This is a genomic window from Kiritimatiellia bacterium (assembly GCA_026417735.1).
GTDB lineage: Bacteria > Verrucomicrobiota > Kiritimatiellia > PWTM01 > PWTM01 > CAACVY01.
On sequence record JAOACR010000020.1, the window covers coordinates 75,012 to 101,843 of the forward strand.

Sequence of the window (26,832 nt, forward strand, 5' to 3'; positions counted from 1 at the left end):
AGCGCGGCCGTCATCCTGTTCCCGGGACCTGAGAGGCGGCTTCCAATGAACGTCGTGTGCGTGATCATGGGCGGCGGCGCAGGCACGCGGCTTCAGCCGCTCACCCGCGACCGCGCGAAGCCCGCGGTGCCGATCGGCGGCAAGTACCGACTGGTCGACATCCCAATCAGCAACTGCCTGAACAGCCGGCTGCGCCGGATCTATCTGCTGACGCAGTACAACAGCGTTTCGCTGCACGAGCACGTCGCCAACACCTACCAGTTCGACCAGTTCCACCGCGGCTTCGTCCGCATCATCGCCGCGCAGCAGACGCCCGACTCGGAATCCTGGTACGAGGGCACCGCTGACGCGGTGCGAAAGTCGTTCCGCTACTTCATGGACGAGTCGCCCGACCTTATCCTCGTGCTCTCCGGCGACCAGCTCTACCGAATGGACTTCCAAAAGGTGATCGAACAGCACGTCGCAAACCGGGCCGACGTGACGATCGCGACCAAACCCGTCCCCCGCTCGGAGGCGGGCGCGCTCGGGATCATGCAGGTCGGACCGCATAACCGTATCCTTCGCTTCGTCGAGAAACCCGGCGACACCCCGCTGCTCGACGAGTTGCGCGCCCCGATGTACAGCGAGGAGCGTTACCTCGCCAGCATGGGCATCTACGTGTTCAACCGACCGGTGCTGCAGGAGCTGCTCGCCGACCCCGAGCGCACCGACTTTGGCAAGCACATCATCCCGGCCGCGATCGACCGCTTCAACGTGCACAGCTTCATCTTCGAAGGGTACTGGCGCGACATCGGAACCATCGGTGCCTTCTGGGAGGCAAACCTCGAGCTCACCGAACCGCGGCCGCCCTTCTCCTTCTACGAGCCCCGCGCGCCGATTTACACTCATATGCGGTTCCTCCCCTCCTCAAAGATCAACTGCTGCGACCTCAACCGCACGTTGCTGGCGGAGGGCTGCATCATCAGCGGTCACCGTATCCTGCACTCGATCATCGGTGTGCGCGCGGTGATCGGCGAGGGTACCGTGATCGAACACTCGGTCATCATGGGCGCCGACTACTACGAGCACGAGCGCGATCCCGCCCCCGCCTCCCCCCGCCTCGGCATCGGACGCGACTGCTTCATCCGCAATGCGATCGTGGACAAAAACGCCCGAATCGGCGACGGCGCCTACATCTCCCCGGACGGCAAACCCGATGGCACCGTCACCCCACAGTACACCGTCCGCGACGGCGTGATCGTGATTCCGAAAAACACCGTGATTCCCCCCGGCACGCGGCTGTGACCGATCGGATTCTCATCCGCGACCTCGCGTTGCGGTGCGTCATCGGCGTCTACCCGGAAGAGCGCCGCGCGCCGCAGGACGTGCTGATCAACATCGCGCTCGAAACCGACGTTCGTGCCGCCGCGCGCAGCGACGCGCTGAACGACGCGGTGGACTACAAGGCCCTCAAAAAGGACATCGTCGCGCTCGTCGAGCAAAGCTCCTTCCGGCTGCTCGAAACGCTCGCGGACCGCATCGCCGCGCTGTGCACCTCGCGCCGCGGCGTGCGCCGCGCGACGGTGACGGTGGACAAGCCCGGCGCGCTGCGCTTCGCCCGCAGCGTCGCGGTCGAGGTCGTCCGCTCCCGCCGCCCCACGCGCCGAACTTCGCGCCCGGAGTGAGCCGTCGCGAGCGCGACGGGGCTACTCCAGCATCCGGTCGTAAAACTCCACGATCCGGTTCGCGCGGTCGCTCTCCATCCACGCCATGGACTCGCGCGGATGCCGGTTGAGCGCGCCGGAAATTGCGTGCGGGATGCTGTAGCCCCACGGGATCCGCTCGTGCAGCGGAAAGAGGTGCCGCTCCACACACTCCAGAATCGGCCGCACCCGGAACTTCGGGTTTTTCAGGAACATCAGCAGCAGCTCGGTCGGGCAGTTGCCGGCGCCGCGGCCGAGCCCGTGGATCGTCACATCGAGACGGTTCGCGCCCGCAATCAGCGCCTCAATCGTGTTCGCGTACGCCAGCTGCATGTTGTTGTGCGCATGGATGCCGACCTGCCGGTCGGGGCCCGCATAGCGCAGAAACAACCGCACATAGTCCCGGATCTGCTCCGAATAGAGCGCACCGAAACTGTCCACCACATACAGTACGTTCACCCGCGTGGACTCGACCACTTCCGCCAGCGCGGTGCGCAGCTCCGACTCCGGCACTGTGGACAGCGCCATCAGGTTCAACGTGGTCTCATACCCCTTGTCCGCGGCGTCCTTCAGCATGTCGATCGCGATCGGAATTTGATGGATGTAACAGGCCACGCGGATGCAGTCGAACACGCTCTTTTCCTTCGGCAGGATATCGCGACGGTAGTCGGTGCGGCCCGCGTCCGCCATCGCGCAGAGCTTCAGCGGCGGTGGTTCCTCGCCAATGATCCGCCGCACGTCGTCCTCGTCACAAAACCGCCAGGGGCCGTGCTCGTCGCGCGCGTAGAGCGCCTTGTCGGCCTTGTAACCGAACTCCATGTAATCCACACCGGCGGCGCAGTTGGCGCGATAGACCGCGCGCGCGAACTCGTCATCAAACCGATGATTGTTCATCAGCCCGCCGTCGCGCAGCGTACAGTCGAGCACCTTGATCGAGGGACGGTAAGTGACCCACGAGTCGCGGTGCATCCCATGGCGGGTTTCCGGAGGCATGCGAACTTCCGAAGCCGCGGCGGTTCAGGGCAGCGGCCGGATACGGAGATTGCGGTACCAGATCGTGCTCTTCGGGTCGTGTCCCTGCAGCGCGATCGTGCCCGCGGACAGCCGCCGTCCCGGCATGTTGGCGGGCGGCGTCCAGTCCGGCGGTTCCGTCCAGTCGGTCGTCACCCGACCGTTGATCGTGATCGTGATCCGCCGGCCCTCCACCCGGATCCCATACTCGAACCACTCCCCGTCCGGCACCGGCGAGGTGTTCATCACGTCCGCCACCGCATACAGCCCGCCTGTCTTCCGCGGGTCCTTGTGCGTGTTGTTGACCTGACACTCGTAGCCGACGTCTGGCCAGCCCCGCTCCTGAAACCGCGTGTGGATGTAAATGCCCGAGTTCGCGCCCGGCTCCGTCTTCACCTCGCAACGAAACTCGAAGTTCGTGAACGACGCCTGGCCGTCCGCGCCGACGTAGAACAGGTGCGCGCGCCCGCCGGAGACGCGCAGCGCGCCGTCCACCACCGTGAACACGTTCGACGTCTCCTCGTTCGACCGCCACCCGCTCAGCGTGCGGCCGTCAAACATCGAGATCCACCCCTCCGCGGCCCCGGCCACCGCCGCGCCCATCAGCCAGCCGACCATCATCGTCTTCATGCGACCGATCTACACGACTTGAAGCGTTCTGTCGAACCGCTTTCTCCGCCCCGGCTTGACCCCGCCGCGCCCAGCCGTATCGTGAGCGCCCGACGCTGATGGAGCCGGAACTATGAACAACATCGACCGCACCGCGATTTCACCGACCCGCGCAGAGGACTATCCCGAGTGGTACCAGGCGGTGGTCCGCGCGGCCGAACTCGCGGAGACCAGCCCGGTACGCGGCTGTATGGTGATCCGCCCCTGGGGTTACGCGATTTGGGAAAACATCCGCGCCCGGCTCGACGAACGCTTCAAGGCGACCGGCCACGTCAACGCGTACTTTCCGCTCTTCATCCCGCTCAGCTTCCTCCAGAAGGAGGCCGAGCACGTGGAGGGCTTCGCCAAGGAGTGCGCGGTCGTCACCCACCACCGGCTCGAGGCCGGACCCGACGGCCGCCTGGTGCCGGCCGCCCCGCTGGAGGAGCCGCTCGTCGTGCGGCCCACTTCGGAAACCATCATCGGCGCGATGTTCGCGAAGTGGGTCGAGAGCTGGCGCGACCTCCCCATCAAAATCAACCAGTGGGCGAACGTCGTTCGCTGGGAACTGCGCACCCGGCTGTTTCTGCGCACCGCCGAGTTCCTCTGGCAGGAGGGCCACACCGCCCACGAAACCCGCGACGAAGCGTGGGAGGAGACGTTGACGATCCTCGAGCTCTATCGCCGCTTCGCGGAAGAGGTGCTCGCGATCCCCGTCCTCACCGGCGAAAAAACCCCCGGCGAACGTTTCCCGGGCGCGGAGAACACCTTCTGCATCGAGGCGATGATGCAGGACCGCAAAGCGCTGCAGGCCGGCACCAGTCACTTCCTCGGTCAAAACTTCGCGCGCGCGTCGGAGATCATGTTCACCGCCCGCGACCGCTCCCGGCAGTACGCGTGGACGACCTCCTGGGGGGTCTCCACGCGCCTGATCGGCGGTCTGGTGATGACCCACGGCGATGACAACGGCATGGTCGTGCCGCCACGCGTCGCGCCCGCCCACGTCGCAATCCTCCCCATCGTTCGCCGCGATGACGATCGCGCCACCGTGCTGCCATGGTGCGAGCGCCTCGCCGCGGAGCTACGCGAGCAGCGCTTCGACGGCCGCCCCGTCGAGGTGATCGTGGACACGCGGGAAGATAACGCCGGGGAACGCGGCTGGGCCTGGATCAAACGCGGCATCCCTGTCCGCGCCGAAGTCGGTCCCCGCGACATCGCGAAGGACGCCGTCTTCGTCGGCCGCCGCGACCGCGCCCCGCGCGACCGTTGCGCGGTTCCGCGCGCCCAGTTCGTCCACACGATCGCCGCCACGCTCGAGGAAATCCAGCGCGGACTGCTCGAGCGCGCGCGCGAGTTTCGCGACACCCACACGCACGCGCTGGACGATTGGAACGAGTTCCGCGCATTCTTCACGCCCGCAAACCCCGAAAAGCCGGAAATTCACGGCGGGTTCGCCCGCGCACACTGGTGCGGTTCGTCCGACTGCGAGCGCGCGATCAACGAGGAGCTCTCCGTGACGATCCGCTGCCTGCCCACCGGCTACGGCCAGGGACCCGCCGGCGCCTGTATTCGCTGCGGTGCGCCGAGCCGGGACCGGGTCGTGTTCGCCAAAGCGTACTGAACATGTCCAGGGATCGGACGCTGCACCGCCAGGGCTATCCCATGCTGGGAAGGCGATCCCGCCGCGGAGTGCGGACCGCGATCGGGCTGCTCGCCGCAGCCGCCGCCTGCGCCACCGAACCGGAGGACGACGCCGCGCTCGCAACGCGCGCCCGCGAGGCGCTCCGCCGCGCGACCGCGTTCATCTCCTCGATCGCGACCGAAGGCGGTTACCTTTGGAGCTACTCGGTCGATTTGCAGCAGCGCTGGGGCGAGCGGCCCGCACGACCCACCGAAATCTGGGTGCAGCCACCGGGCACGCCCACCGTCGGCCTCGCGCTGCTGGAAGCCTGGCGGGCCACCGGTGACCGTCTCCACCTCGAAGCCGCCGAACGCGCGGGGGAGGCCCTCGCGCGCGGCCAACTCGCCAGCGGGGGCTGGGATTACTCCATCGACTTCGAACCCACCGCGTTCGCGCGGGCGTACCGGCGCACCGACATCGGCCGGATTTCCGTCGAGGAGGCCGCCCGAAGGCACAACCGCTCCACCCTCGACGACGACACGACCACCGCCGCGCTGCGGTTTCTGTGCGCGTTAAGCCATGAGCCGACCGTGGCCGACGCCGCACGCCGGGCCGCGATCCGGCAGGCCTTCGAGCATGGTCTGCGGGCGCTGCTCGCCGCACAGCATCCCAACGGCGGCTGGCCGCAGCGATTCGATGGGCCCGCGCCGGACACAAACGCCGCACCCGTCCGCAGAGCGCGTGTTCCGGACCCGGTGCCGCCGTACCGCCGGGAGCCCTACCACGGCCACTACACGCTGAACGATCACGTCCACGCGCAGGTGATGCACTCGCTCCTGGACATTCACGCCGCCACCGGCGATGCCCGCTGCCTCACCGCGGCGCGACGTGCCGGCGAATTTCTGATTTTGGCGCAGCTTCCGGAGCCGCAACCCGCGTGGGCGCAGCAGTACAATCGCGAGATGGAGCCCGCCTGGGCGCGAGCGTTCGAGCCGCCCGCCGTCTGCACCGCCGAAAGCGTCGGCGCGATCCGGGCGCTGATGCGTCTTCACCAGGTCACCGGCGACGACCGCTTTCTGGCTCCGATCCCCGCCGCGATCGAGTGGTTGGAACGGTCTGCGATCAGCTCGAACCGGTGGGCGCGCTTCTACGAGCTGCGAACCAACCGGCCCGTCTACGGCGACCGCGATGGCCGCATTCACTACACCCTTGCCGAGCTCAGCGAGGAACGCCGAACCGGCTACGCCTGGGAGGGAGACTTCGGCGTGCCCGAGCTGATCGCAGCCTGGCGCAGGCGCCGCGCGCCTTCGGAAACTCCGGACGCCCCCCGCGGTGCCGGCGCCCGTGAGCGCGCCGCTGCGATCGCCGCGATCGCGGCGCTCGATCCGCAGGGACGGTGGCTGCGCAACAACCGGATCGAGACCGCCGAATTCTGCCGTCGCGTGCACGCGATCGCCCGATGGCTGGCCGCGACGCAGCCGGCGCCCCCCCACGCCCGCTGAGCACCGCGCCCCCCGCGCGCCGCTCACAGCACCGGCGAAAGCAGTGCGGCCGCCCGCTCCAGCCACCGCTGCCCCGCCGGACGCTGCAGCCAGGCCGCGGTCGCGATCGGCTCGCCGCACGCAAACTCGGCCAGCGCCGCCGCTTTCAGCCGCCCGATCAAGTCCTGCCCCCACACCAGCAGATTCGTTTCATAGTTCAGACGCAGGCTGCGCGAGTCCAGGTTCGCGGAGCCCACCATCGCCACCTCGTCATCCACGATCAGCGCCTTCGCATGCAGAAAGGGCGGCGACCGCTCGACAATCTGCGCGCCCGCGGTCAGCAGCGGCTCGTAAAACGAGCGGCCCGCCCAACCGGCGTAGACGTGGTTGTTGTACTTAGGAAGCAGCAGCTTCACCTCGATGCCGCGCAGCGCGGCGACGCGCAGCGCCCGCAGGATGTCCATCGTCGGCACGAAATACGGCGTCACGATCACGACCTGCCGGCGCGCGGCGGCCAGCATCGCGAAGAGCACGTCCGGCAACGTGGCGCCCTCCTCCGAGGGCTCGCCATTCACCACACGTGCGAGCGTCCGCCCCGCGACCGGCTGCGGAGGAAAGTGCTCCGCGCACAACAATCGTTCCGCCGCCTCGCCGGTCATGAAGTGCCAGTCGTTCAGAAACGAATACTGCAGCTCCTGCACAACGGGGCCCCGCACTTCAAAATGAAAGTCGCGGTCGGCGGGACGCCCAGACCGCGTCACGTTCACATCGGATATGTTCATGCCGCCGGTAAACGCGACTCGGCCGTCGACCACCAGGATCTTGCGATGGTTGCGCAGATTAAGCTGGAACTGCCGGCGCCACGGCTTCGCGAGCGTCCAACCCGCCAACCGCAGCCGGGGATGGGCACGGCGCCAGCGGCGCACAAAGCCCGAGAGCACCGAGGGCGTCGACCCGAAACGGTCGAAGAGCACTCGCACCTCGACCCCTGCCCGTGCGCGCTCCAGCAGCAGGTCCATCAGCCGGCGGCCGCTATCATCGTGCGCGAGAATGAACGTCTGCAGGTGCACATGGGAGCGCGCCGACGCGATCGCATCGAAAATGCGGGGGTAGGCCTCGTCGCCGGTGATCAGCAGCTGCAGGTCGTTGCCATCCAGCAGCGGTTCATCCGGCAGCAGCACGTCCAGCGCGCGATGCAGCGCTCGCGCCCACTCACCCTCCGGCAGCGCACAGCGGCAGTCGCGCACACCGCGCCAGTCGGCCATCGGACGCTGCGCCGCCTCCTGCGCACGGCGCGACTCACCGAACGCCCGCCGCGCACGGGCGCGCAGCCGCGATTGCGCGGCGATCCGGTCCACGCCGAGCACCACGTAGGCGACCACGCCCACGACCGGGAAGGACCAGATAACCAACAGCCACAGCAGCGCGGAACTCGCCTCGCGCTTGATCCGCACCGCGTGCAACGAGGCGGCGAGCGCAGCGAGCAAATGCAACACATACGCGAGCTCGAGCCATAGCGTCGTGCTCATGCCGCAACCGCCAGGCGCGCCCGGATCACTCCGAGACCGCCGCCGCGATGTCCGCGAGCACCGCGCGCGAGGCCGCCGCCGGATCCGGCGCCTCCAAAATCGGTCGCCCCACCACCAGATGCGTGGCGCCCGCGCGGACCGCCTCCGCGGGCGTGCCGGTCCGGCGCTGATCGCCCGGCGCATCACCGGGCAGACGTATCCCCGGCGTCACCAGCAGCACCGCGGCTCCGAACCGCGCGCGCAGCTCTCCCGCCTCCCGCGGCGAGCACACCAGACCGTCCGCGCCGTGGTCCAGCGCCAGCCCGGCGAGCCGCCGGACCACGTCCGCCGGATCCCCACGCCAACCCATCCGCTCCACTTCGGCGGTGTCAAGACTGGTCAGCAGCGTCACCGCGACGATCCGCGGCCGGTCCGCACCGAATTCGCGCGCCGCCGCACACGCCGCCTCCACCATCGCGCCGCCCCCCGCCGCATGCACGGTGAGCAGGCGCACACCGTGCGCGGCGGCCGCACGCACCGCGCGCGCGACCGTCCGGGGAATGTCATGCAGCTTGAGATCGAGAAAAACCGACTTGCCCCGGTTCCGCAGCGGCTCGATCGCAGTCGGCCCGGCGGCCGCGAACAGCTCCAGCCCCACCTTGTACCAGCCCACCTCGGCCGGCAACGCATCCACGATCGACCCGATCCGATCCGCGCCGGGCACGTCCAGCGCCACCACAAGTTCCGGCCTCATCGCAGGCCGCCCGCGCACCGCCGTCATCGCCCCTCCGGCCGGATGACGCCCCACTCGACCAGCCGCCGCCGCGCATGCTCCGCCTCCGTGCCGCCCCCGCCCGCCTGAAGGAACTGCACGTAACGGCGGGCGGCCTCTTCGCGCCGATGCATGCGCTCCAGCGCAAGCCCGTCGAGGAAGGCAATCTCCGCATCGCCCGGAAGCCGCCGGTCGAAGTCCGTAAAGCACTGGTGCGCACGCTCCGGCTGGCCCAGCTGCAGCGAGACGGCGCCGAGGACCGCCATCGCCTGCGGCTCCTCTGGGTCCACTGCACGCGCGCGTTCCGCGAATTCCCGCGCCTCGCGATGACGCCGTTGCGCGGCCAGCAGCGTTGCCATTTTCAACAGCGCCTCGTAGTCCTCCGGCGCCGCGGCGAGCGCGCGCGCGTAGGCGGTCTCCGCGTCACGCCCGCGGTTGGCGCGCCGCGCCTCGTCGCCCTCCTGGATCGCGCGGATCGCCGGTGCCATCGCGCGCAGCGGCGCGGTCTCGTCCAGATAGCGTTCCCGACCCAACGGCAGGCCCGCGCCCGCCGCCCAAGTGGTGCGCGCGGCCTGCTCGGCCGTGTCGCGCCGCTCGCGGCTCATGGGATGCGTCGCGAACATCAGCTCGAGTGCGGAGGGCCGCTCGCGTTCCTGCCGCACCAGCAAGTCCATCAGCCCGACCATCCCCTGGGGGTTGTAGCCGGCCTTCACCATGTACTCCATACCGAGCCGGTCGGCCTCGCGCTCGTCCTCGCGGCTGTAACGCGCCAGCAGCGCACCTCCCGCCACCGTCCCCAATCCGGCGACCACCGTCGCGGTCCGCTCATGGCCCGCCTGCTCCACCGCGATCGCCGCACCCGCGACCGCCAGCTGCGTCAGAATCGCCGATGTCATCCGCCGCGCGGTGTGCCGCGCACACACATGGCCGATCTCATGCCCGAGCAGGCCGGCCAGTTGCGCCTCGTTCTCCAGATCCAACAGGATCCCGCGCGTCGCCGCAATGCTGCCCCCCGGAAACGCGTACGCGTTCACATAGGACGCGCGCACCGCCCGGAACGAATACGGCATCGTCGGCCGATGGCTCACCCGCGCCAGCTCCTCGCCCACCGAGCTGACATAGCGCTGCACCCGTGGCTCGCGCAGCAGACCAAAATCGCCCGAAAACTGCCGCGGCGCATTCTCCCGGTCCAGCCGGATTTCATCCTCCGGCGAGACCAGCGAAAACTCCGAACGCCCGGTCACGGGGTTCGTGACGCAGCCCATCACTCCCACCGCCACGGAGCCGACCGCGGCCGCGGCCAAAAACTGCCGCCGGCTCAGTTGCGGTGCACCGCCGCGCATCACTCCACCGACGGCAACCGCTTCAGACACAGAAACCAGTCCAGACAACGCACGTCCGACCCCGGCTGCTCCATGCGCTCCCTCGCCGCGCCGCAGGAACCCGGCGCCGGCAGGATCACGTCATCCCCCGGCTGCCAGTTCGCGGGCGTCGCGACCCTGTACCGATCCGAGGTCTGCAGCGCAATCAGCATCCGGAGAATTTCATCGACGTTCCGCCCCAACGTGAGCGGGTAATACAGGATTGCACGCACGATCGCGCCGGGGTCGATGAGGAACACTGCGCGCACCGCTTGCGTCGTGCTGGCGCCGGGCTGCAGCATGCCGTAGGCGCGGGCAATCTCCATCGTCAGATCGCTGATCACCGGGAAACGGACTTCGACGTTCTTCATCCCCCGGTATTCGATCCGCTCCTGAATCGTCCGCAGCCAAGCGATGTGGCTGTAGGTGCTGTCAATCGAAAGGCCGAGCAGGCGGCAATTCCGCCGTTCAAACTCCGGCTGCATCGTCGCGAAGGTGATGAACTCCGTCGTGCAAACGGGGGTAAAATCGGCCGGATGGGAAAAAAACACGACCCACTTGCCGGCGAAGTCCTGCGGGAAACTGATCCGCCCCTGCGTCGTCTCCGCCTCAAACGGCGGCGCCCTCTCGCCGATCAGGGGCAACCGACCCGTCGACTCGCTCATCGCACCTGCGCTCCTCCCGCTGGTGGCGCCGCGGCCGGGCGCACGGCCGTCAGCGTCCCTGCCGCGCGATCAGCAGCTCAAGATCCTCCTTCAGCGCCTGCAGATCCTCCTCGTGCTCGACCTCGTCGGAAAGGATTTGAACCGCCAGGTTGTAGGTGACCGGATCGGCGACCTGCGTCGCCTCGATGAGCTTTTTGTAGGTGACAATCGCGCACTGTTCTCCGCTGATGTTCTGGTCCAGCAGCTTGGAGACATAGGGATCCGCGGGCGCATCGTAGCCACAGCCGGAGAGCTTCAGCCAGTCGGCCGGCGTCAGCGCGGGCGTGCCGCCCAACTGGATGATGCGCAGCGCCAGCATGTCGGCATGGCGCAGCTCATCGGCGGCGTGCTGCGTCAGCTCCGCCATCACCGCGTCTTTCATCGGCCCCTTCGCCACCTTCGCTCCGAGCCAGTACTGGTAGTAGGCGAGCCACTCGTCCGCGTACGCGCGATTCAGCATGTCCAGCAGCGCACCGACGTCCATCCCGACAATCTCGCGACCTTTCGTGCCCATCGCTCTCTCCTTTCCACATCGCCGGCGGCGACCTTGGCACCAGAAGGCGCCGGCGGCAGTCGATTTACCACTCAGTCTACACCATCGCCCTGGCCACCGCGACCGGCCGCGAGGAACAGCCGTTCCACAGTCTCAGTACGCGTTCTGCCGTGCGGTGAGCGTTCGCACGAGAATCTTGAAATCCAGGGCCAGCGACCAGTTCTCGAGATACCACAGATCGTACCGGATCCGCTCCCGCAAATCCGTTTGGCCACGCAACCCGTGGATCTGCGCCCATCCGGTCATTCCCGGTTTGCCGGCGTGGCGCCACATGTACCGGCCGATTTCGTCGCGGAACTTTTCCACAAACTCCGGTCGTTCCGGTCTCGGCCCGACGAGGCTCATCTCCCCCTTCAGCACGTTCCACAACTGGGGCAGCTCATCGAGGTTCCATCGCCGGAGCCACGCGCCAAACGGAGTCCGCCGCGGATCGTCCGGTCGCGTCCACACCGGTCCGGTCGCCGCCTCGGCATCCGCCACCATCGTTCGCAGCTTGTACAGAGTGAACGGTCGCCCCCCCTCGCCGCAGCGGATCTGCCGATAGAACGCCGGCCCGGGGGACGTGCGTCGGATGATGATCGCCGCCACCAGCAGCAGCGGGGCCGCCAACAACAGGCCGATCACGGCGCCCACCACATCTTCGATTCGCTTCAGCACGCGGTTCCAGAAGCGGTCAAGCGGCCATGGCGCCATGCCCAACAGCGAAATGTCACCAATCTGACGGACGTCCACCCGGCTGGTCAGCAGACGGAACGTGTCCGGCACCATCGAGAAGCCCGCAAGGCGACGGCCCGCCTCGATCACGATCTCCTCAAGCTGATCCGCGGTGAGCACCGAGGGGCTCGCGACGATCACCTCGTCCACCTCCCGCGCGTCCATCACCCCCGCCAGGTCCGTGACCTCGCCGAGCACCTCCTCCGGCCGGATCGCCGGCGGCGGCGCAACGGGTTCCGCTCGCAGAAAACCGATCACCCGGGCGCGGTGCCGCGGATCGCGGTGCAGCTCGTCACGCAATTGCGCGGCCAGCGGCCCCGCGCCGATGATCAGTACCGAGCGGTGCCTCGCCTGATGCCGCGCCCAGTGCCGCTCGAGCTGAAACAGGATGTTGCGCTCCACCAGCACCAACAGCGTCACCGTCCCAAAGCCGAGGCCCGCCACGAGGCGCGAAAACGGTGGTTCGCTGCGGATCACAAACGCCAACGCCAGCGCCAGCAACGTCCCAATCCCGGACGCGCGGACCAGCCGCGGAATCTTGTCTGTGAAATGCCCGTCCTGCGGCCGTCGGTACAAACCGAGCGCCTGAAACAGCAGCGCGTAGATCAGCGCGATCACCCCCGCCGCATAGACGTACATCGCCCGCGGCGGATGCCCGCGCGGAACCGGGATCCAGCCGGAGTCGAAGCGAATCCAGACCGCCAGCAGAAATCCCGCAAACACCGCGACCACGTCGGCGGCGACCGCCACCGCGCTGCACATCGCATCGAAGGTGTCTCGCGCGCGTCCCCGCATGCGCGCATGGTAGCCGCGCCCGGCCGCTGTCTCAAGAAACGATGCCCCGAACGTCGTCGCGCCCGCCTCAGTCCGACGCGCCGGTGGCCGGCACCACCAGCACCCGGTAATCGTACGGCGGTAACACCACGGTGCAGCGCGCGGGCAACTCCACCCAGTTCGTCACGACGGACCCGTCGCTGCCCCGCAATGCGGCTGGACGTGTCGCCTCCAGCGGCGCAAACTCGGCCGTCTGCTCCCGGTCTGTCGGGTTCGCGAAAAACGTCGCCACCGCGCCGCCGGGTGCCCGAAAGCGTCCAACCGCGACATTCGGCACGCGGACCACGACGCGCCGCCCCCCCCCCAACGTCCCCGTTCCCCGAACGGTGTAGGACTCCTCTCGCCAGTCGCAAACAACTTCGGGCGGACGAAGCGTCTCGCCCAGCAGCAGAAACTCCGGATACGTGCCGAACGCGGGCGCAAACCCCAGAAACGCCTCGGTCATCGGAGGGCGTCGTCCCGCGGGTGCCTCCACCGGCACCAGCAGCGCAAAGGGGCACGGGATCAGTCCCCGCACGAGCGCGTTGGCCATCGCCTGCGCACGCAGTCCCGGACTCGGCACCGACCCCGCCGGCCCCTGACCCTGCACCATCGCCGCTGCAATGGCGGTCACGTACTCGTGATAGAGGTACGAGAAGAGCCCCACCGTCTCATCCCCCGGCGTCGCGTGGTCAGCAACGCCGAACTGGCGGCTCCAGAAAGTCGCCATCTGGGGAATGATCATCTCGCCGCAGTTTTCTGTGAGCAGCCCCACGGCACGGCCGGTTGCCGCGATCGCCCCCCGAATTCCCGCGCACAGGTTCGTAAAGTCCCGCCACATCCAGGCGCCCCACCCCGGAGGATGATCGTGCTGCGCCGAATAACACGCCGCCGCCTGGCGCCCGCCAATTTCTTGGTCGAAGCTGATCAGCGGCACGCCCAGCTCGGCCACGCGCAGAAAAATCTCCCGAATGGTTCCGCGCGCCGCCGCACAACCGTGGCATAGCGCGACCGACCAGCCTCGCCAGTCGCCCTGCGTGCCCACCTTGTGGTAGTTGTCCAGAAACCATGGCGAGCCGTCCGGCGCCGCAATCACCATCTCTCGGCGTCGCTCGAAGTCCGCAGTGTCGTCGAACGCCGGTCCGTTCCGCGTCGCCGCCCGCCGCACCACCCACCAGAACCCCGAGGTCAGAAACGCGACCGCGTCGCCCTGCTCGGAAAGCCGTCGGATTGCGGCCTCCCACGCCTCGTCCGAGGGCACCGTCGGAAAATAGTTGATTCCCGCCCACAGTCCTCGCCGCTCCCAACCATACGGCACGATCAGCATGTGGGGCACGCGAAGGCGTTCCCGCCATTCCCGCGCCAGCTCCGGAAGCTGCTCGAGATCCTCGCCAAAGACACCGTTGTAGCCCCGCTCACCGGCGATCGGATAAATCACCCCCGCCGAACCGCGCAGAAGAAACTTTGGTACGTCCTTGCGCTCGACCAGCGGCCGCGCACACCAAAACTGCCGCTTCGCCCACGTCTTGTACAGGTCCGCCGCATCCCGCCAGTCGCCCCGAAACGCACCCAACCAGAGGGGATAGGGCAACACCACATCCCCCCGCACCTGCGGTCGGTCGTGGGCCCAGCTCAACGTGAACTGACGGTTTGAGCGCGTGACCACCGACAGTTCCTTCATCTCACCGCCGGTGTCCCGCGCCGCGCTCAACAATCCGCCAGCGTGGTCATACACCGCCATCATCTGAACGGCAGCATCACCGGGATGTCGACCACCCAGCCGCCGGTCGCGAGCCGCCGGCGCCCGCACGACAATGCCGTCGGTGTGACTGTGCGGAATGAGCAGATGATCGTCGGCCCCCTCTTCCCCCAGCGCCGTCGCAAGCGGAAGAACCGGGCACTCCACCCGCGACACAATCACCGTCGGGCACTCCACCGCGAGGCGGATCAAAATCCCGTCCTCGGCCGCCTGGAAACGGACCCGTACCGCATGAATGCCGACAGGACCATCTCGAAACTCCGCCTCGATTTCTCCCGCGCCCGCCGTTCGCCATTCCACGCGGCGGAACTCCTCGGCAGTGATGTCTCGAGCCGGCCCTCCCGGCCATTCCACCCGCTGGAGCCGAAACAATGGCTCCCTGCGCGATGGATCGAGAAACTCAAGTCCGCTCTCCTGGTGAGTCAAGCGAAGCCACCGCCCCCGGCGGAGATCCAGCGCGCCGGCCAGACCGCCACCCAACACCACCACGCACGCCCCAGTCTCCGACACCAACGGACCGGCCGCCGTCGGCGGCCACGGTTTCACGACGGGAGACGGAACCAGCAGATCCAGGCCATCCGAGAGGGCGGGTTGCCGTATCCGCGCATTGTCCACCCACGCCGTCGCACGAGAGTTCCCCTCCGACGCCAGCCAGACGCCCACCGCCAGCCCCGTCACCGATACCGTCGCCACCGACGCATGCACCTGCCAGCCGCCGGGCTCTGGGCCCCCGTCCGGCCATGCCATCGCTGCGACAACCCCCGGCGCACACGCAAACCGCACCCGCGCCCAGCCGCTGGTCCAGTCCGGTGCGGGTACCCCCGCAGAGGAGACTGCCTCCGCCTTCGCCGGGCTCCATCGCCCCACCGCCAGCTCGGTCGGCGTCATCCGGGCATACACAAACCCGCCGGTCTGCATGCCGTAGAGGTACAACGCGGGGGGAGCGCCGCTGGATTCAGCCAGATGAACCCGGCATTCCACCACCGCACCCTCCGGAGAGGGCGGTGAACCGAGCGCGCGACGGGTGTGATGGGGCCGGGTCGCCACAATCTCGACCACCGGTGCGGGATCGGACTCGGCGGTCTCTCGCGTTCCATCGGGCGATTCCACCGCCGGTGTCACCCCGACGGCTCCGACGAGGAGTCCCACGACCATCATGCCCCTCATCGCCAGGCCTCCCCGCACCCCGCCCACTGCACCCCTCAGATGAAAAGCGCCCCACCCGAGCGCTCCGCCTCGGCCAGAAACGTCGCAACGCCGCCGAACTCCACGCCGTCGATGAGTTCCTCCGGCTTCAGCCCCATGACCTCCATCGACATTGTGCACGCGATCAGTCGCGCACCCCCCTTGCGCGCCGATTCCATCATCTCCGGCAAACTCGCCACGCGCCGCTGCCGCATCACATGCTTCATCAGCGCGGTGCCAAGCCCGCCCATGTGGAGCTTCGAAAGCTTCAATGAGGTCGCACCACACGGCATCATCCTCGCAAACATGCGGTCCAGCAGCGTCTTGCCGGCGGGCGTCCTCGCAGGGCGCCGCCGCAGTGCATTCAGTCCCCAAAACGTAAAAAACATCGTCACATTCCCACCCATCGCGAGCACGCCGTTGGCGATCACAAACGCCGCCAGCACACGGTCCAGATCACCCGAGAAGACGATAATGGTCTTGTCTCGAGTGGCGGGCGCGACCGCCGAAGAAGTGACCGGCGCCGCCACCGGCACCCCGCCCTTTCGAATCCGCGCCCTCACGGCTCCTGCCTCCCCCTCCCTCAGCTCCAACAGTGAATGGCCAGCATGCTCGCACCAGGCACGAATGTCCGACCGGAAACCCGGATCGGACACGCTCACCACCAGCTCCTCCCCCGACTTCATCTGCTCAATCGTCTCCCGCACCTTCAGAATCGGACCCGGACACTGCAGTCCTCTGCAGTCGAGTTCCCGCACCATGCCGACCGTCGTCGCGGGCGCCTCCATTTCTTCTTCCGCGTACGGGAGTGTTGCCACCGGCTCCGTTTCTGGTGTGGGCGTCAGCGCCCGGTGCACGCATCGGAAAGTCGTCAGGCCACCCGCCAGCGTCGCCACGTCGCGAAAACCGGATTGAACCAGCACGCGATAAGCGAGGTAACTGCGGAACCCGACCTTGCAATAGAGCCGCACCGGTTGATCACGGTCCAGCTCGCCCAGACGGCGCCGAAGCTCTCCAAGCGGCAGGTTGCGCGCTCCTGGGATGTGCCCGCTTTCAAACTCCGCCGGGCTCCGCACATCGAGAATCAACATCCCTTCCGTCCGCTCGGGAAACTCCTCCGCGTACCAGAAGCGGACGTCGCCCCGCAGCAGATTTGATGCGACAAAGCCCGCCATGTTCACAGGGTCCTTGGCCGACCCGTAGGGCGGCGCGTACCCCAGCTCCAGATGCTCCAGATCGTACACCGTCAGCCCGGCGCGCAGCGCGGTCGCCAGCACATCGAGCCGTTTGTCCACGCCATCGTAGCCCACCACTTGGGCGCCAAGGATCCGCCCCTCCTTCGGCGAGAAGAGCAGCTTCATGTGCATCGGCGCGGTTCCCGGGTAGTAGCCCGCGTGGCCGGAGGGGTGGAGATACACCTTGCGATATTCAATGCCTGCCGCGCGCAGATTTTTCTCGGTCGCGCCGGTCCCGCCGGCGGTCATGTTGAACACCTTCACGATCGCGGTGCCCTGCGTGGAGCGGTACGCGCTCGACCGGCCGGCAATGTGGTCGGCCGCAATGCGCCCCTGCCGGTTCGCAGGCCCCGCCAGCGGCACCGTCCACCGCCCCGGCAGCACCGCATGCGGCACCTCCACCGCGTCGCCCACCGCATAAATGTTTGGGTCGGACGTACGCATGTGTTCGTCCACCACGATCCCACCGCGGGGGCCGATCTCGAGCCCCGCGGCCGCCGCCAGGTCGCTCTCCGGCCTCACCCCCGCAGCCAGCACGATGAAATCAGCGGTGAGCACCTCCCCGTTCTTCAGCTCCGCCGAGATTCGACCGCCGGGCGACTCGCGGACCGCCGCCGCAGCGGTGCCCAGATGCAGCCGCACGCCCCGCGCGCGCAGATGGTCCTCCAGCGGCGCCACCATTTCGCGGTCCAACGGGGGCATGATCTGGTCCACCATCTCCACCACATCCACCTCGAGCCCCCGCTGCCGAAGATTTTCCGCCATCTCGACGCCGATATAGCCCCCTCCGATCACGATCGCCGAGCGCGCTCCGCCATCCACCCGACGCCGGATCGCGTCCATGTCCTCGACGTTCCGCAAGACGTGCACACGGGGATCGTCCATCCCCGGCAGATCGGGGCGCACCGGGCGCGCACCCGGCGCCAGCACCAGCACATCGTACGGCTCGTCGTACTCGGTGCGGTCGGCGAGCCGGCGGACCCGCACACGCCGAGCCGCCCGATCGATCGCCACCGCCTCCTCGCCCGTGCGCACCTCGATGTTCAGCGAACTGCGCAGGCTCTCGGGCGATTGAATCAGCAGCAGGTTGCGGTCTCGGATCACGTCGCCAATGTGGTAGGGCAGCCCGCAGTTCGCGTACGAAACATAGCGGGTCCGTTCGATCACCACGATCCGCGCCGACTCATCCAACCGTCGCAGCCTGGCCGCGACCGATGCGCCCCCTGCGACTCCGCCGACGATGACGACCTTGTTCACGCTCGTAGTCTCCGCGATCGTGCTGCCGTTCGGGACCCGCAACCTACCCCCTCCCGCCGCGCTCCGCAAGACGACGACACCGCCCAGTCCGCAGACCTCCGTCCGCGATACCGGCGGCCCGCATACCACCCCATCGTCTCCCTCGCTCAGAATCCGGCTGACGGGGAATCTCAGAGCTGTTCAGCTGCATGGTCCGCTCGGATCCCATCCGCACGATGCGGCCAGAATTCGTCGCGCTGCCCGCCGCAGGATTGCCGGTTGTGCGACCGATGGAACACGCGCGTTTGCTGCGTTGACAACGACACCCACGGCCAATCGCCCGGCGTGCGGACCATCGCCCGCACGGCGGGCGCCAGGAGGCCCTTGGCCAGAGGAGAAAGTCACCGCAAAAAGGCAGAGCCGCCCTCGAATCCCGGGCTGCCTCGTCTTGCGGGCAATCGATGGCTCTTCTACAGTCTGCTCGATGACGGCGTCAGACCACTCCTCGGAGACCGTCTGGTCGAGAATCGAGATCGCCCGGGGCGACATCACCCGCTTCTCGACCGACGCGATCGTCAACGCCGCAAATACCAGCCTGCTGGGCGGTGGCGGTGTCGATGGCGCCATCCACCGCGCCGCAGGTCCCGAACTGTTGGAGGAATGCCGGCAGCTCGGCGGCTGCCCCACCGGCGATGCCCGCATCACGCGGGGTTACCGGCTGCCCGCTCGCTACGTGATCCATACGGTTGGGCCCGTCTGGCGCGGCGGCGCCCACGGCGAAGCCGAGCTCCTCGCCTCCTGCTACCGCCGCTCGCTCGAGCTGGCCGCTGCGCACGGGCTGCACACCATCGCCTTCCCCTCCATCAGCACGGGCGCCTATCGGTACCCTCTGGAGGCGGCCGCTCGCATCGCGTTGCAGACCACCGCCGCAACGCTCCGGCACCTCCCCCAAATCGAACGCGCCATTTTCGTGTGTTTCACCGAGGAGGACGCCGAAGTGTATCGCCGCGTCCGTACCGATCTGATCCGATGCGAATCCGCACAAGGAGAGTCATCCCGATGAAACTGCAACTGCCCGCCCTCGTGCTGCTCGCCACGGCCGTGATCGCGCTGGCGGCGGACCCGAAGAAAAAGGACGAGAAGAAAAAAGCCCCTCCACCACCCCGAAACGCGGTCGCAGAACTCGCCGCGAAAGCGAACCGCCCGACCCTCGTCGGCATCGTCGAGGTGACCAAAAACGACAAAGGGTTCCTGCGCGCCACCTTCACCGCGGATGACGGCCAGAAATTCACGATCATCAATCCCGCGATCGTGGAGGAACTGAACGGCCAAAAGGTGAAAATCGTCTACGCGGATCTGAAAACCGACCCGAAGTCCAAAGCAAGATCGCTGCGCGTCGAAGAAGTGCAGAAGCTCCCCCGCTAGGCGCCGCACGTGGACGCCGCCCGCAACACCTGGGGTGCGAAACTTCGGCGGACGCTGACCTGCTGGCTGCCGGTCGCGCGCAACCGACGGGGGCAGTGCCGGTCGTGCGGTCTCTGTTGCGAACTGCCGAACGTCTGCCCCTTCCTGCGCTTCCGCCCAGATGGCCGCTCGATGTGTGCCATTTACCGATGGCGCCCACTGAACTGCCGCAAATATCCGAGGACCGCCGCCGAACATCTCACGCGGCCGGAGTGTGGCTTCGACTTTATCGTGACCTAACCGCCATACGGCCATCCGTCACGCGCGTCGCCACCAGCGTCACCAATGGCGAAACCAGCTGCAGCCGGGCGATCGCGTGTGGCGACTCCGCCTCCAGCCACACCACATAGCGGTTGCGCTCGAGCCGGCGACCTCCCCGCCAGACTTCCGGCTCAAACCGCCGACACCGTACAACGCCACTGGCCAGCGCCACGGGTTCCGGGCCTCGCTCCCCCGGTACGACCTCCACCACGTCCCGCCCAACTGCCACGCGCAAGCGCTCCGGCCGCCGCCCGAAGGACAGCTCGCGACGGAACCACCAAATCGCCCCGCCGACGTCCCACAAACCACCGCTGAGCGGCACGTCAGACAACGGGTCCCGGTCCGAGACCGCGCGCCGCAATACCCCTGCGCCGCGGTCAAATCTGAGCCACTCGGCGACAATCCGCCTTCGCTCCACGCAGCTCCACGTTGCGCGCAGCGGCTCAAAGGCTTCCGGGTCCATCACGGACTCATAGAACCCATCCAGCGAAAACACGGGCGAGAGAGCGCGGTTGGAGCGAACCCGCCCGCAAAGGACCAGGCCGCACTCCGGGCTCTGCGCCCCTTCCGGCGCCCACTCGGTCCAGATGTGCAGTTCACCCACCGGCAGCACGCCCCAGCGAATCACAAAAAGATCGTGCTCGCCCACCGGTGGTATCATCCCCGGTTTTTCTTTTCGCCGCTCCCGTACGACCGCCGGGCCGTCGCGCACGGGCGGCGCGAACGGGTAGTCCTCAGCGCCGAGAACCAGTGCCACGCCGAGCTTCGCGGCCACAACCTGCGCGATTACGCCGCGCGTCCGAGGACCGGCTCTCCTTGCCAGCCGCTTCCCCCGCACGCGTCCGAAGACATTCATTCCCGGATTTGGCCATTCCCGTGCACGACGTACTTGTAACTGGTCAGCTCCTCGAGCCCCATCGGACCGCGCGCATGGATCTTGTCGGTACTGATCCCGATCTCCGCGCCCATGCCGAACTCGCCGCCATCGGTGAACCGGGTGGAGGCGTTCACATACACCGCGGCGGAGTCCACCTCGTCGCAGAAGCGGCGGGCCGCCTCCTCGTCCGCGGTGACGATCGCGTCGGAATGGTGGGAGCCCCACGTTTCGATGTGCCGGATCGCCTCGCCAAGATCGGGCACGACGCGCACCGCAAGGATCAGGTCGTTGTATTCGGCTGCCCAGTCCTCGTCCGTGGCCGGCTTCATGTCCGGCACCAATTCGCGCGAACGCGCGCAGCCCCGGAGCTCCACGCCCCGCGCGCGCAGCATTGCCGCGCACCGCGGCAGAAACGCCGGCGCAATGGCCTCGTCAACCAACAGCGTCTCCATCGCGTTGCAGACCGACGGCATCTGACACTTCGCGTTCTCGACGATCCGCAGCGCCATCTCCAGATCGGCGTCCTTGTGGACGTACACGTGGCAGACGCCCTTGTAGTGCTTGATCACCGGCACGCGGGCCTGCTCGGTCACCGCGCGGATCAGTCCCTCTCCGCCGCGCGGGATCACCAAATCCACCCGGCCCTCGAGCTGCACGAGCTCGCGGATCGCATCCCGGTCGGGCGTTTCAATCAACTGGATCGCAAAGGGTGGCAGGCCCCGCCGCATCCCCCCCTCGATCATCGCATCGGCAATCGCACGGTTGCTGCGCATCGCCTCCTTGCCGCCCCGCAGAATCACCGCATTGGAGGTCTTCACGCACAGCACGGCGGTGTCGGCGGTCACATTGGGCCGCGACTCGTAGATGATCGCAATCACACCGATCGGTACCCGCACCTTCTGGATGATCAGCCCGTTCGGCCGGATCCATCGGCTCATGCGGGCACCGATCGGATCGCGCAGCCCCATCACAGTACGGATACCGCGCACCATCGCCGCCATGCGTTTTTCGGTCAGCTGCAGGCGGTCCACCATCGCCGGCGGCAGACCGGCCGCGCGCGCCGCTTCGACGTCCTGCCGGTTCGCCTCAAAAATCGCGTCCCGCCGCGCTTCGATCTCCGCGGCCATCTCCCCGAGGATCGCGTTCTTGCGGCGAGAGTGCAGCCGCGCCAGCTCGCGCGCCGCCTCGCGCGCCCGCTCTCCGATTTGGACGATGTCGTCGTGAAGGCTCATGGTCGGTTCGCTCCGGTGTCGCCCGCCAGCACGATCATGTGATCGCGATGGACGGCTTCCTCGTAGGGACAGGCGCCCAAAATTGCGGCGATCTCCCGCGTCGGTCGACCCTGAATCCGTCGCAGGTCGTCTGCGCTGTACGAGCACAGGCCGCGAGCGACGGTCTCGCCAGCGGTGTTCCGGATGTCAATCACCGCCCCGGGTTTGAACTGGCCGTGCACCGCGCGGATCCCGACCGGCAGCAGACTACGTTTGTGCTCCACCAGCGCACGACACGCGCCGTCGTCCACCACCACCGCGCCCGTGGGCCGATGGAAGAAGCCGATCCAGCGGTCCCGGGCGGTCCAGCGCCGCGCACGGTCCGGGCGGCCAATCAGCGTACCCACGTCCTCCCCGTGCGCGACCCTCACGATGTTGCCGGCCACACGGCCGTCCGCGATCACCACCGGAATCCCCGCCCGTGCCACGTTGTGGGCCGACTTCAATTTCGAGTCCATGCCGCCCGTGGAAATCTCGTTCGCAGATCCAAAAACCATTTTCAAGTGCGCCGGTGTCACCGACGGCAGCCAGGGCACCCGCTCACGGCTTCCGTCCGGGCGCGGCGCCTGCAGGCCGTCCACGGTGGTCAGCAACACCAGCAGATCGGCGTCGACCAGCAGCGCGACGAGCGCGGCCAGAAGGTCGTTGTCGCCAAACTTGATTTCCTCCACCGCGACAGTGTCGTTCTCGTTGATGATCGGGATGATCCGGTGCCGGAGCAGGTTCGCCAGAGTCCGACGGGCGTTGAGGTGCCGCTCGCGGGCCGCCAGCGCGTCGTGCGTGAGCAGAATCTGCGCAATCGTGCACCCGTGCCGCGCGAATGCGCGCTCGTAGAGCGCCATCAGCCGGAGCTGGCCGACCGCGGCGGCCGCTTGCAGGTCCGGCAGAAACCGTGGCCGCCGCTTCCACCCCAGCACCTCCATGCCCGACGCGATCGCACCGGAACTGACCACGACCATCTCCCGCCCTTCGGCGCGCAGGGCCGCGACATCGGCGGCGAGTGCGCGGAAGCGACGCGGGTCGGGCCGGCCATCGTCTCGCACAAGGACCCGGCTGCCGACCTTGACGACGATCCGCTTCGACTGCCGGAGCCGGGCGCGGTCGGGCGATAGAACTTCAGTTGGCATGAAGAGTATTATCGTATAACACGAGACACCCCCCTTCGAAAAGGCAGCGGGCTGCGGAGAGCGCGGTCTCAGCGCAGCGCCGTTGAAAACAGCCGCGTGCCCGCCCTCTCGCCCCGGGACGCCAGCCGCGCAACGAGCTCCAGACGGTGGACTCGCGCCTTGACGTCAGAGGGCCCCGGCCGTGCGCACCCCAGGTGTAGGAAGATGACGCAGTGGCCCTCCGCCGCCAGCCCGCTGCGCAGCCCCCCGCTCGCGCGCCTCCGCCATCGCGCGCTGCATCAGCCGCCGCACATCCGCGCGCCACGCCCACCAAGTCCGATCCGGCATAGGGACGCTGGTGAGCCGGCTCGAGGATGCCACCCAAACACACCTTCCGGTCCCGGTGTCGGGTGCTAGATGTGCTCGCACATCGCGCTCCCGACTGTCGACCAACGGCCCCCCGAACCATCGGTGGTCGCCCAAGGCGGGCACGCGGCGGTCGAGATCCTGGACCGTTAGAAACAGCCGCAACTGTTCGGCATGGCGATCAGGAACTGTCGGAACGTCCTGCGTCAGAACACACCGGCCCCTCACCTCGATTCCGAACCCCAACGCCGACGTCTCTCCCAACCGGGCGGGATTCGCCAGCGACTCCTGAACCAGCAGATGAGGCCACGGCTCTCCGGCTTCGCGCAGACGACCGCGATGCCGCGCCCACCCGTTCATCGCCAACACGAGCGCGCCGTTCCCCTCCACGACGGCGCAAGACGTTCCATTACAGGCGCGAAAACTCTGCCGCGACGTGCATCGGTGCGCGAGCGTCAACCGCAAGCGGCTGTTCCACTGCGCCACTTGCCCGCATCGGCTCCGCCTGCAGGCGTCCCGGCGGAACACCCCGCGCCACCTGCCGGCCCGGCCCCGGCGAAAGCAGCACGAAGCCCCGCTCGAACCGGAAATCCGCGAGCGACATCCCGCCATAGTGCCGCGGAACACCCATCACCACACCGGCCATACACGTGAACGCGCCAGCAAACGAACGCAGAAGCCGAGGCCCTCCTCCGCGGCCTGTGACCGAGCTCGGTGCTTCGACCGCGTGCGCGGTCTGCCTGCCATGGGGTTGACTGCCCTGGCCCTCGCCTACCGGAGTGCGCGTCGCAAAACGGACGCCCCGATCTCCGCCCCATCCACCGCCAGCAGCGCCGAGGCCGCCCATGGCTCTTCACCGACAAGTTCCCGCCGTTCCTCCTTCGCGAGATCTGCGCAGACCCTCAAAATCGTTTCCGCACCGCTCACCTCGACCCGCACATGGTCGCCAGCGGCCTCCACGCCGATGCGAGCGGATGCAAACGAGCGGCGAAAATCATCAAAGCCGCGGTCATCCAGCCCCTCGGCCACACGCGCGTAGACCGCGACCGCCTGCCGACCGGCTGGCGGCGAGGTCGAGTGCACCCACGTCAGGCGTCGAGCCCCCCATTGGCTTCCGTCATCCACAACCTCGACCGTTCCGCCGTCCGCCGCGGCAGTGCCCCATACAAACCGAATGCCCGCTGCCGCATCGCCTTCGCGCAGGAACACCGGCATCGTCGGCCGCGGCAGTTGCAACCGGCCTCCCACCGCCACCGGTCCGCCCTCCGCCCCAATGTAGAGAGGAAGGTCGGCCGGCAGTACCCAGTGAGAAAGCCAGCACATCAGATTGGTGCCAGAGCGGCGGAATGCGCGACTGCGATCACTGGCATTGGCACTGGCCAGCAACAGCGCCTCCGGTCCGCGTTGCACTGCCGCGACGAACGGATACACGTGGTGCGCCTTCATGTGACCCCCGCCCGTGCGATAGGGATGCTTGCCGTAGGGGTCACCGCGTGCATCCATCAGGAACGAAACACCAACGCGCTCCATCCCCGAAAACAGCACCACAAACACCTTGTCCATCGAGTCCTCGTAGGCCGCTCCGGACGTCCCCAGCGAAATCCGCCGCCCCACCCACTGGGCGACGCGAAAGGCCGGATCCGCGCGCCACCGCCCCCGCACCATCCGAGGAGCGCGAGCGACCAGGTCATTGGCCGCAGGCGGCGGCGCCACCCAGCACGCATCGTGAAACCACGGCGTGCGCGACGGCTCGCCGGCATCCGCCGATGGCCAGCCCGCCCGAGCCGCCCACCGGTTCAGTCCGCCGATGCCGCGCAACGCGTCATAGTCACGACTGTGCGGCCCCCCCAGCCGTCCGGCGGGTGGAAACCAGTGCGCCGCGGTTTCTAACCAGAGAAAGTCCATCCCCGCCCGGGCCGACATCCTTGCGACTTCCGACGTAGAGTGTCGCGCAATCAGACCCAGGTTCTCGAGGTTGACGGCGTAGTACGTCGGGCTCAGGTACTCCGTCACGCCATTCGTCAAGGTGTGCCGAATCCATCGATCCAACATTTGATAACCCTCGGCGGCCAGATCCGCGCGCCCGAGCACCTCCCCCAGCGCGATACAGTTCCATGTCTTTTTCAGAAAAATGTTCGAGTAGTCCGTGGACACTCGATGCCGTCGCACTCCCTCCGCCGCATGGTGGAAGGTCTCCTGCAGGATCGCAGAGGCGCGCGACGAGAGCCGCCCCCGGAAGTATTTCCACAGCAGAACCGCCCGCTGCATCGAGAACTCGACGCAGTTCAGGTCCTCCGGCCCCGGGTCCCCCCAGTACCACGCCAAATTGCCGTAGGTGCGCGACGCGGGATTGCGGTCCTGCTTCCGGGCGCCGTGTTCCACGGCTTGCTCGATCCACTCTGCCGGCGCACCCGCCGCCGCCGCTTCAAGCGCAAATGCATAGAAGTCGCGGGTGCCAAAGCGCACGGGCGGATTGGATACCGAACGCCACCACTGCTCCAGCGCCGGGGAGACCGCGCCGTTTGAACACAGCGCGAAGGTCATGACGATCCCCACCGCCAGCCCTGACGTACCCCCTCTGCGCATCGCTCTCCGCTCCTGCCCCCTCCGCTGTCCCACAACCGAGCGCCTCAGCGACCTGCCCGCCCCTCGTTCTCCGGTTCGAACGCGAGTGCCGCCGAGTTGATGCAGTATCGCAGACCCGTCGGCGGCGGTCCGTCCGCGAACACATGGCCAAGATGTGCGTCGCACAGCGCACAGCGGATCTCGGTGCGTACCATGCCGTGGCTGCGATCCTCCAACTCCCGCAGGTTCGCCCGGTGGACCGGCTTCACAAAGCTTGGCCAGCCGGTCCCAGATTCGAACTTATCGTCGGATCGAAACAGCGCAAGCCCGCAGCCGACACACCGGTAGAGTCCACGGCCCTTGTGCCGGTAAAACTCACCGGTGAACGCGCACTCCGTACCGCCCTGTCGCGTCACACGGTATTGCTCCGGCGTCAGACGACGCCGCCACTCCTCGTCGCTGCGTCGGACCACCGGCCGGCGCACCAGCGCATTGGACTCGACCAAAAAGACCTCGACCTCATCGCCCGAGCGCGTGCGCGACATTGCCGACCGCTCTCCGAATGCCAGCGGCACGAGCACGATTGCCGCCAGCAGCGCGCCGGCCGCACCGGCGGCCACTGTTGGCCCCCGGCCCCGA

Annotated in this window: 23 protein-coding genes; 7 read left to right on the plus strand and 16 right to left on the minus strand. The window is 67.8% G+C overall.

Annotation, left to right across the window (positions count from 1 at the left end; genetic code table 11):
• Positions 1 to 45: 45 nt before the first annotated feature.
• The gene (locus N2652_10250) at positions 46 to 1,284 is read left to right on the plus strand and encodes a glucose-1-phosphate adenylyltransferase (protein ID MCX7819566.1); all 1,239 of its coding nucleotides are present in this window, start codon (positions 46 to 48) and stop codon (positions 1,282 to 1,284) included.
• A complete protein-coding gene (gene folB / locus N2652_10255) occupies positions 1,281 to 1,664 on the plus strand; it encodes a dihydroneopterin aldolase (protein MCX7819567.1) in 384 nt (127 codons plus the stop codon). The genes N2652_10250 and folB overlap by 4 nt, the downstream gene beginning before the upstream one ends.
• A 21-nt stretch (positions 1,665 to 1,685) precedes the next feature.
• Here the strand turns inward: folB and N2652_10260 are convergent, their stop codons facing one another.
• Positions 1,686 to 2,651: an aldolase catalytic domain-containing protein gene (locus tag N2652_10260; GenBank protein ID MCX7819568.1), complete on the minus strand. Its 966-nt coding sequence runs from the start codon at positions 2,649 to 2,651 to the stop codon at positions 1,686 to 1,688.
• A gap of 48 nt (positions 2,652 to 2,699) precedes the next feature.
• The gene (locus tag N2652_10265; protein MCX7819569.1) at positions 2,700 to 3,323 is read right to left on the minus strand and encodes a DUF1080 domain-containing protein; all 624 of its coding nucleotides are present in this window, start codon (positions 3,321 to 3,323) and stop codon (positions 2,700 to 2,702) included.
• 112 nt (positions 3,324 to 3,435) lie between these two features.
• Between N2652_10265 and proS the strand changes: the two genes are divergently transcribed.
• Both proS and N2652_10275 read left to right on the plus strand, forming a co-directional pair.
• The gene (gene proS / locus N2652_10270; protein ID MCX7819570.1) at positions 3,436 to 4,962 is read left to right on the plus strand and encodes a proline--tRNA ligase; all 1,527 of its coding nucleotides are present in this window, start codon (positions 3,436 to 3,438) and stop codon (positions 4,960 to 4,962) included.
• Between the two features lie 2 nt (positions 4,963 to 4,964).
• Complete coding sequence (locus tag N2652_10275; GenBank protein ID MCX7819571.1) at positions 4,965 to 6,464, plus strand: hypothetical protein; 1,500 nt, start codon at positions 4,965 to 4,967, stop codon at positions 6,462 to 6,464.
• 23 nt (positions 6,465 to 6,487) lie between these two features.
• Here N2652_10275 and cls read toward each other — a convergent pair whose 3' ends face one another.
• From cls to N2652_10315, 8 genes are all read right to left on the minus strand, one after another.
• Positions 6,488 to 7,972, minus strand: coding sequence for a cardiolipin synthase (gene cls / locus N2652_10280; protein MCX7819572.1), 1,485 nt, complete (start codon positions 7,970 to 7,972; stop codon positions 6,488 to 6,490).
• Between the two features lie 25 nt (positions 7,973 to 7,997).
• Positions 7,998 to 8,705, minus strand: coding sequence for an orotidine-5'-phosphate decarboxylase (gene pyrF, locus N2652_10285; protein MCX7819573.1), 708 nt, complete (start codon positions 8,703 to 8,705; stop codon positions 7,998 to 8,000).
• Positions 8,706 to 8,728: 23 nt separating this feature from the next.
• Entirely contained in the window at positions 8,729 to 10,096 is a 1,368-nt protein-coding gene (locus N2652_10290) for a M48 family metalloprotease (GenBank protein ID MCX7819574.1), read from the minus strand.
• Complete coding sequence (locus tag N2652_10295; GenBank protein MCX7819575.1) at positions 10,066 to 10,749, minus strand: peroxiredoxin; 684 nt, start codon at positions 10,747 to 10,749, stop codon at positions 10,066 to 10,068. Before N2652_10295 ends, N2652_10290 begins: the two co-directional genes overlap by 31 nt.
• A gap of 49 nt (positions 10,750 to 10,798) precedes the next feature.
• Positions 10,799 to 11,302, minus strand: a complete 504-nt coding sequence (locus N2652_10300; GenBank protein MCX7819576.1) for a ferritin-like domain-containing protein — start codon at positions 11,300 to 11,302, stop codon at positions 10,799 to 10,801.
• 132 nt (positions 11,303 to 11,434) lie between these two features.
• Positions 11,435 to 12,850 (minus strand): undecaprenyl-phosphate glucose phosphotransferase, encoded by a 1,416-nt coding sequence (locus N2652_10305; GenBank protein MCX7819577.1) that lies wholly within the window; start codon positions 12,848 to 12,850, stop codon positions 11,435 to 11,437.
• A 67-nt stretch (positions 12,851 to 12,917) separates the two neighbouring features.
• Complete coding sequence (locus N2652_10310) at positions 12,918 to 15,794, minus strand: DUF6259 domain-containing protein (protein ID MCX7819578.1); 2,877 nt, start codon at positions 15,792 to 15,794, stop codon at positions 12,918 to 12,920.
• Positions 15,795 to 15,829: 35 nt separating this feature from the next.
• Positions 15,830 to 18,304: an FAD-dependent oxidoreductase gene (locus N2652_10315; protein ID MCX7819579.1), complete on the minus strand. Its 2,475-nt coding sequence runs from the start codon at positions 18,302 to 18,304 to the stop codon at positions 15,830 to 15,832.
• Between the two features lie 463 nt (positions 18,305 to 18,767).
• On the opposite strand from N2652_10315, the gene N2652_10320 reads away from it, so the two are divergent.
• Genes N2652_10320 through N2652_10330 form a run of 3 tightly spaced genes read left to right on the plus strand, consistent with a single transcriptional unit; the run spans position 18,768 to position 19,987 of the window.
• Positions 18,768 to 19,346 (plus strand): O-acetyl-ADP-ribose deacetylase, encoded by a 579-nt coding sequence (locus N2652_10320; protein ID MCX7819580.1) that lies wholly within the window; start codon positions 18,768 to 18,770, stop codon positions 19,344 to 19,346.
• Positions 19,343 to 19,708 carry a hypothetical protein gene (locus N2652_10325; protein MCX7819581.1) on the plus strand — a complete coding sequence of 122 codons (366 nt, stop codon included), beginning with the start codon at positions 19,343 to 19,345 and terminating at the stop codon, positions 19,706 to 19,708. The genes N2652_10320 and N2652_10325 overlap by 4 nt, the downstream gene beginning before the upstream one ends.
• A 9-nt stretch (positions 19,709 to 19,717) precedes the next feature.
• The gene (locus tag N2652_10330; GenBank protein MCX7819582.1) at positions 19,718 to 19,987 is read left to right on the plus strand and encodes a hypothetical protein; all 270 of its coding nucleotides are present in this window, start codon (positions 19,718 to 19,720) and stop codon (positions 19,985 to 19,987) included.
• Here the strand turns inward: N2652_10330 and N2652_10335 are convergent.
• The 6 genes from N2652_10335 to msrB all read right to left on the minus strand — a co-directional run bounded on the left by N2652_10335 (position 19,974) and on the right by msrB (position 26,738).
• On the minus strand, positions 19,974 to 20,765 hold the full coding sequence (locus N2652_10335; GenBank protein MCX7819583.1) for a DUF3108 domain-containing protein: 792 nt from the start codon (positions 20,763 to 20,765) through the stop codon (positions 19,974 to 19,976). The genes N2652_10330 and N2652_10335 overlap by 14 nt on opposite strands.
• Before the next feature lie 95 nt (positions 20,766 to 20,860).
• The gene (locus N2652_10340) at positions 20,861 to 22,117 is read right to left on the minus strand and encodes a glutamate-5-semialdehyde dehydrogenase (GenBank protein ID MCX7819584.1); all 1,257 of its coding nucleotides are present in this window, start codon (positions 22,115 to 22,117) and stop codon (positions 20,861 to 20,863) included.
• Positions 22,114 to 23,283, minus strand: coding sequence for a glutamate 5-kinase (gene proB / locus N2652_10345; GenBank protein ID MCX7819585.1), 1,170 nt, complete (start codon positions 23,281 to 23,283; stop codon positions 22,114 to 22,116). The genes N2652_10340 and proB overlap by 4 nt, the downstream gene beginning before the upstream one ends.
• Positions 23,284 to 24,037: 754 nt before the next feature.
• Entirely contained in the window at positions 24,038 to 24,259 is a 222-nt protein-coding gene (locus N2652_10350; protein MCX7819586.1) for a hypothetical protein, read from the minus strand.
• Positions 24,260 to 24,399: 140 nt separating this feature from the next.
• Positions 24,400 to 26,214 (minus strand): hypothetical protein, encoded by a 1,815-nt coding sequence (locus tag N2652_10355; GenBank protein MCX7819587.1) that lies wholly within the window; start codon positions 26,212 to 26,214, stop codon positions 24,400 to 24,402.
• A 44-nt stretch (positions 26,215 to 26,258) separates the two neighbouring features.
• Entirely contained in the window at positions 26,259 to 26,738 is a 480-nt protein-coding gene (gene msrB / locus N2652_10360) for a peptide-methionine (R)-S-oxide reductase MsrB (GenBank protein ID MCX7819588.1), read from the minus strand.
• Positions 26,739 to 26,832 lie beyond the last annotated feature (94 nt).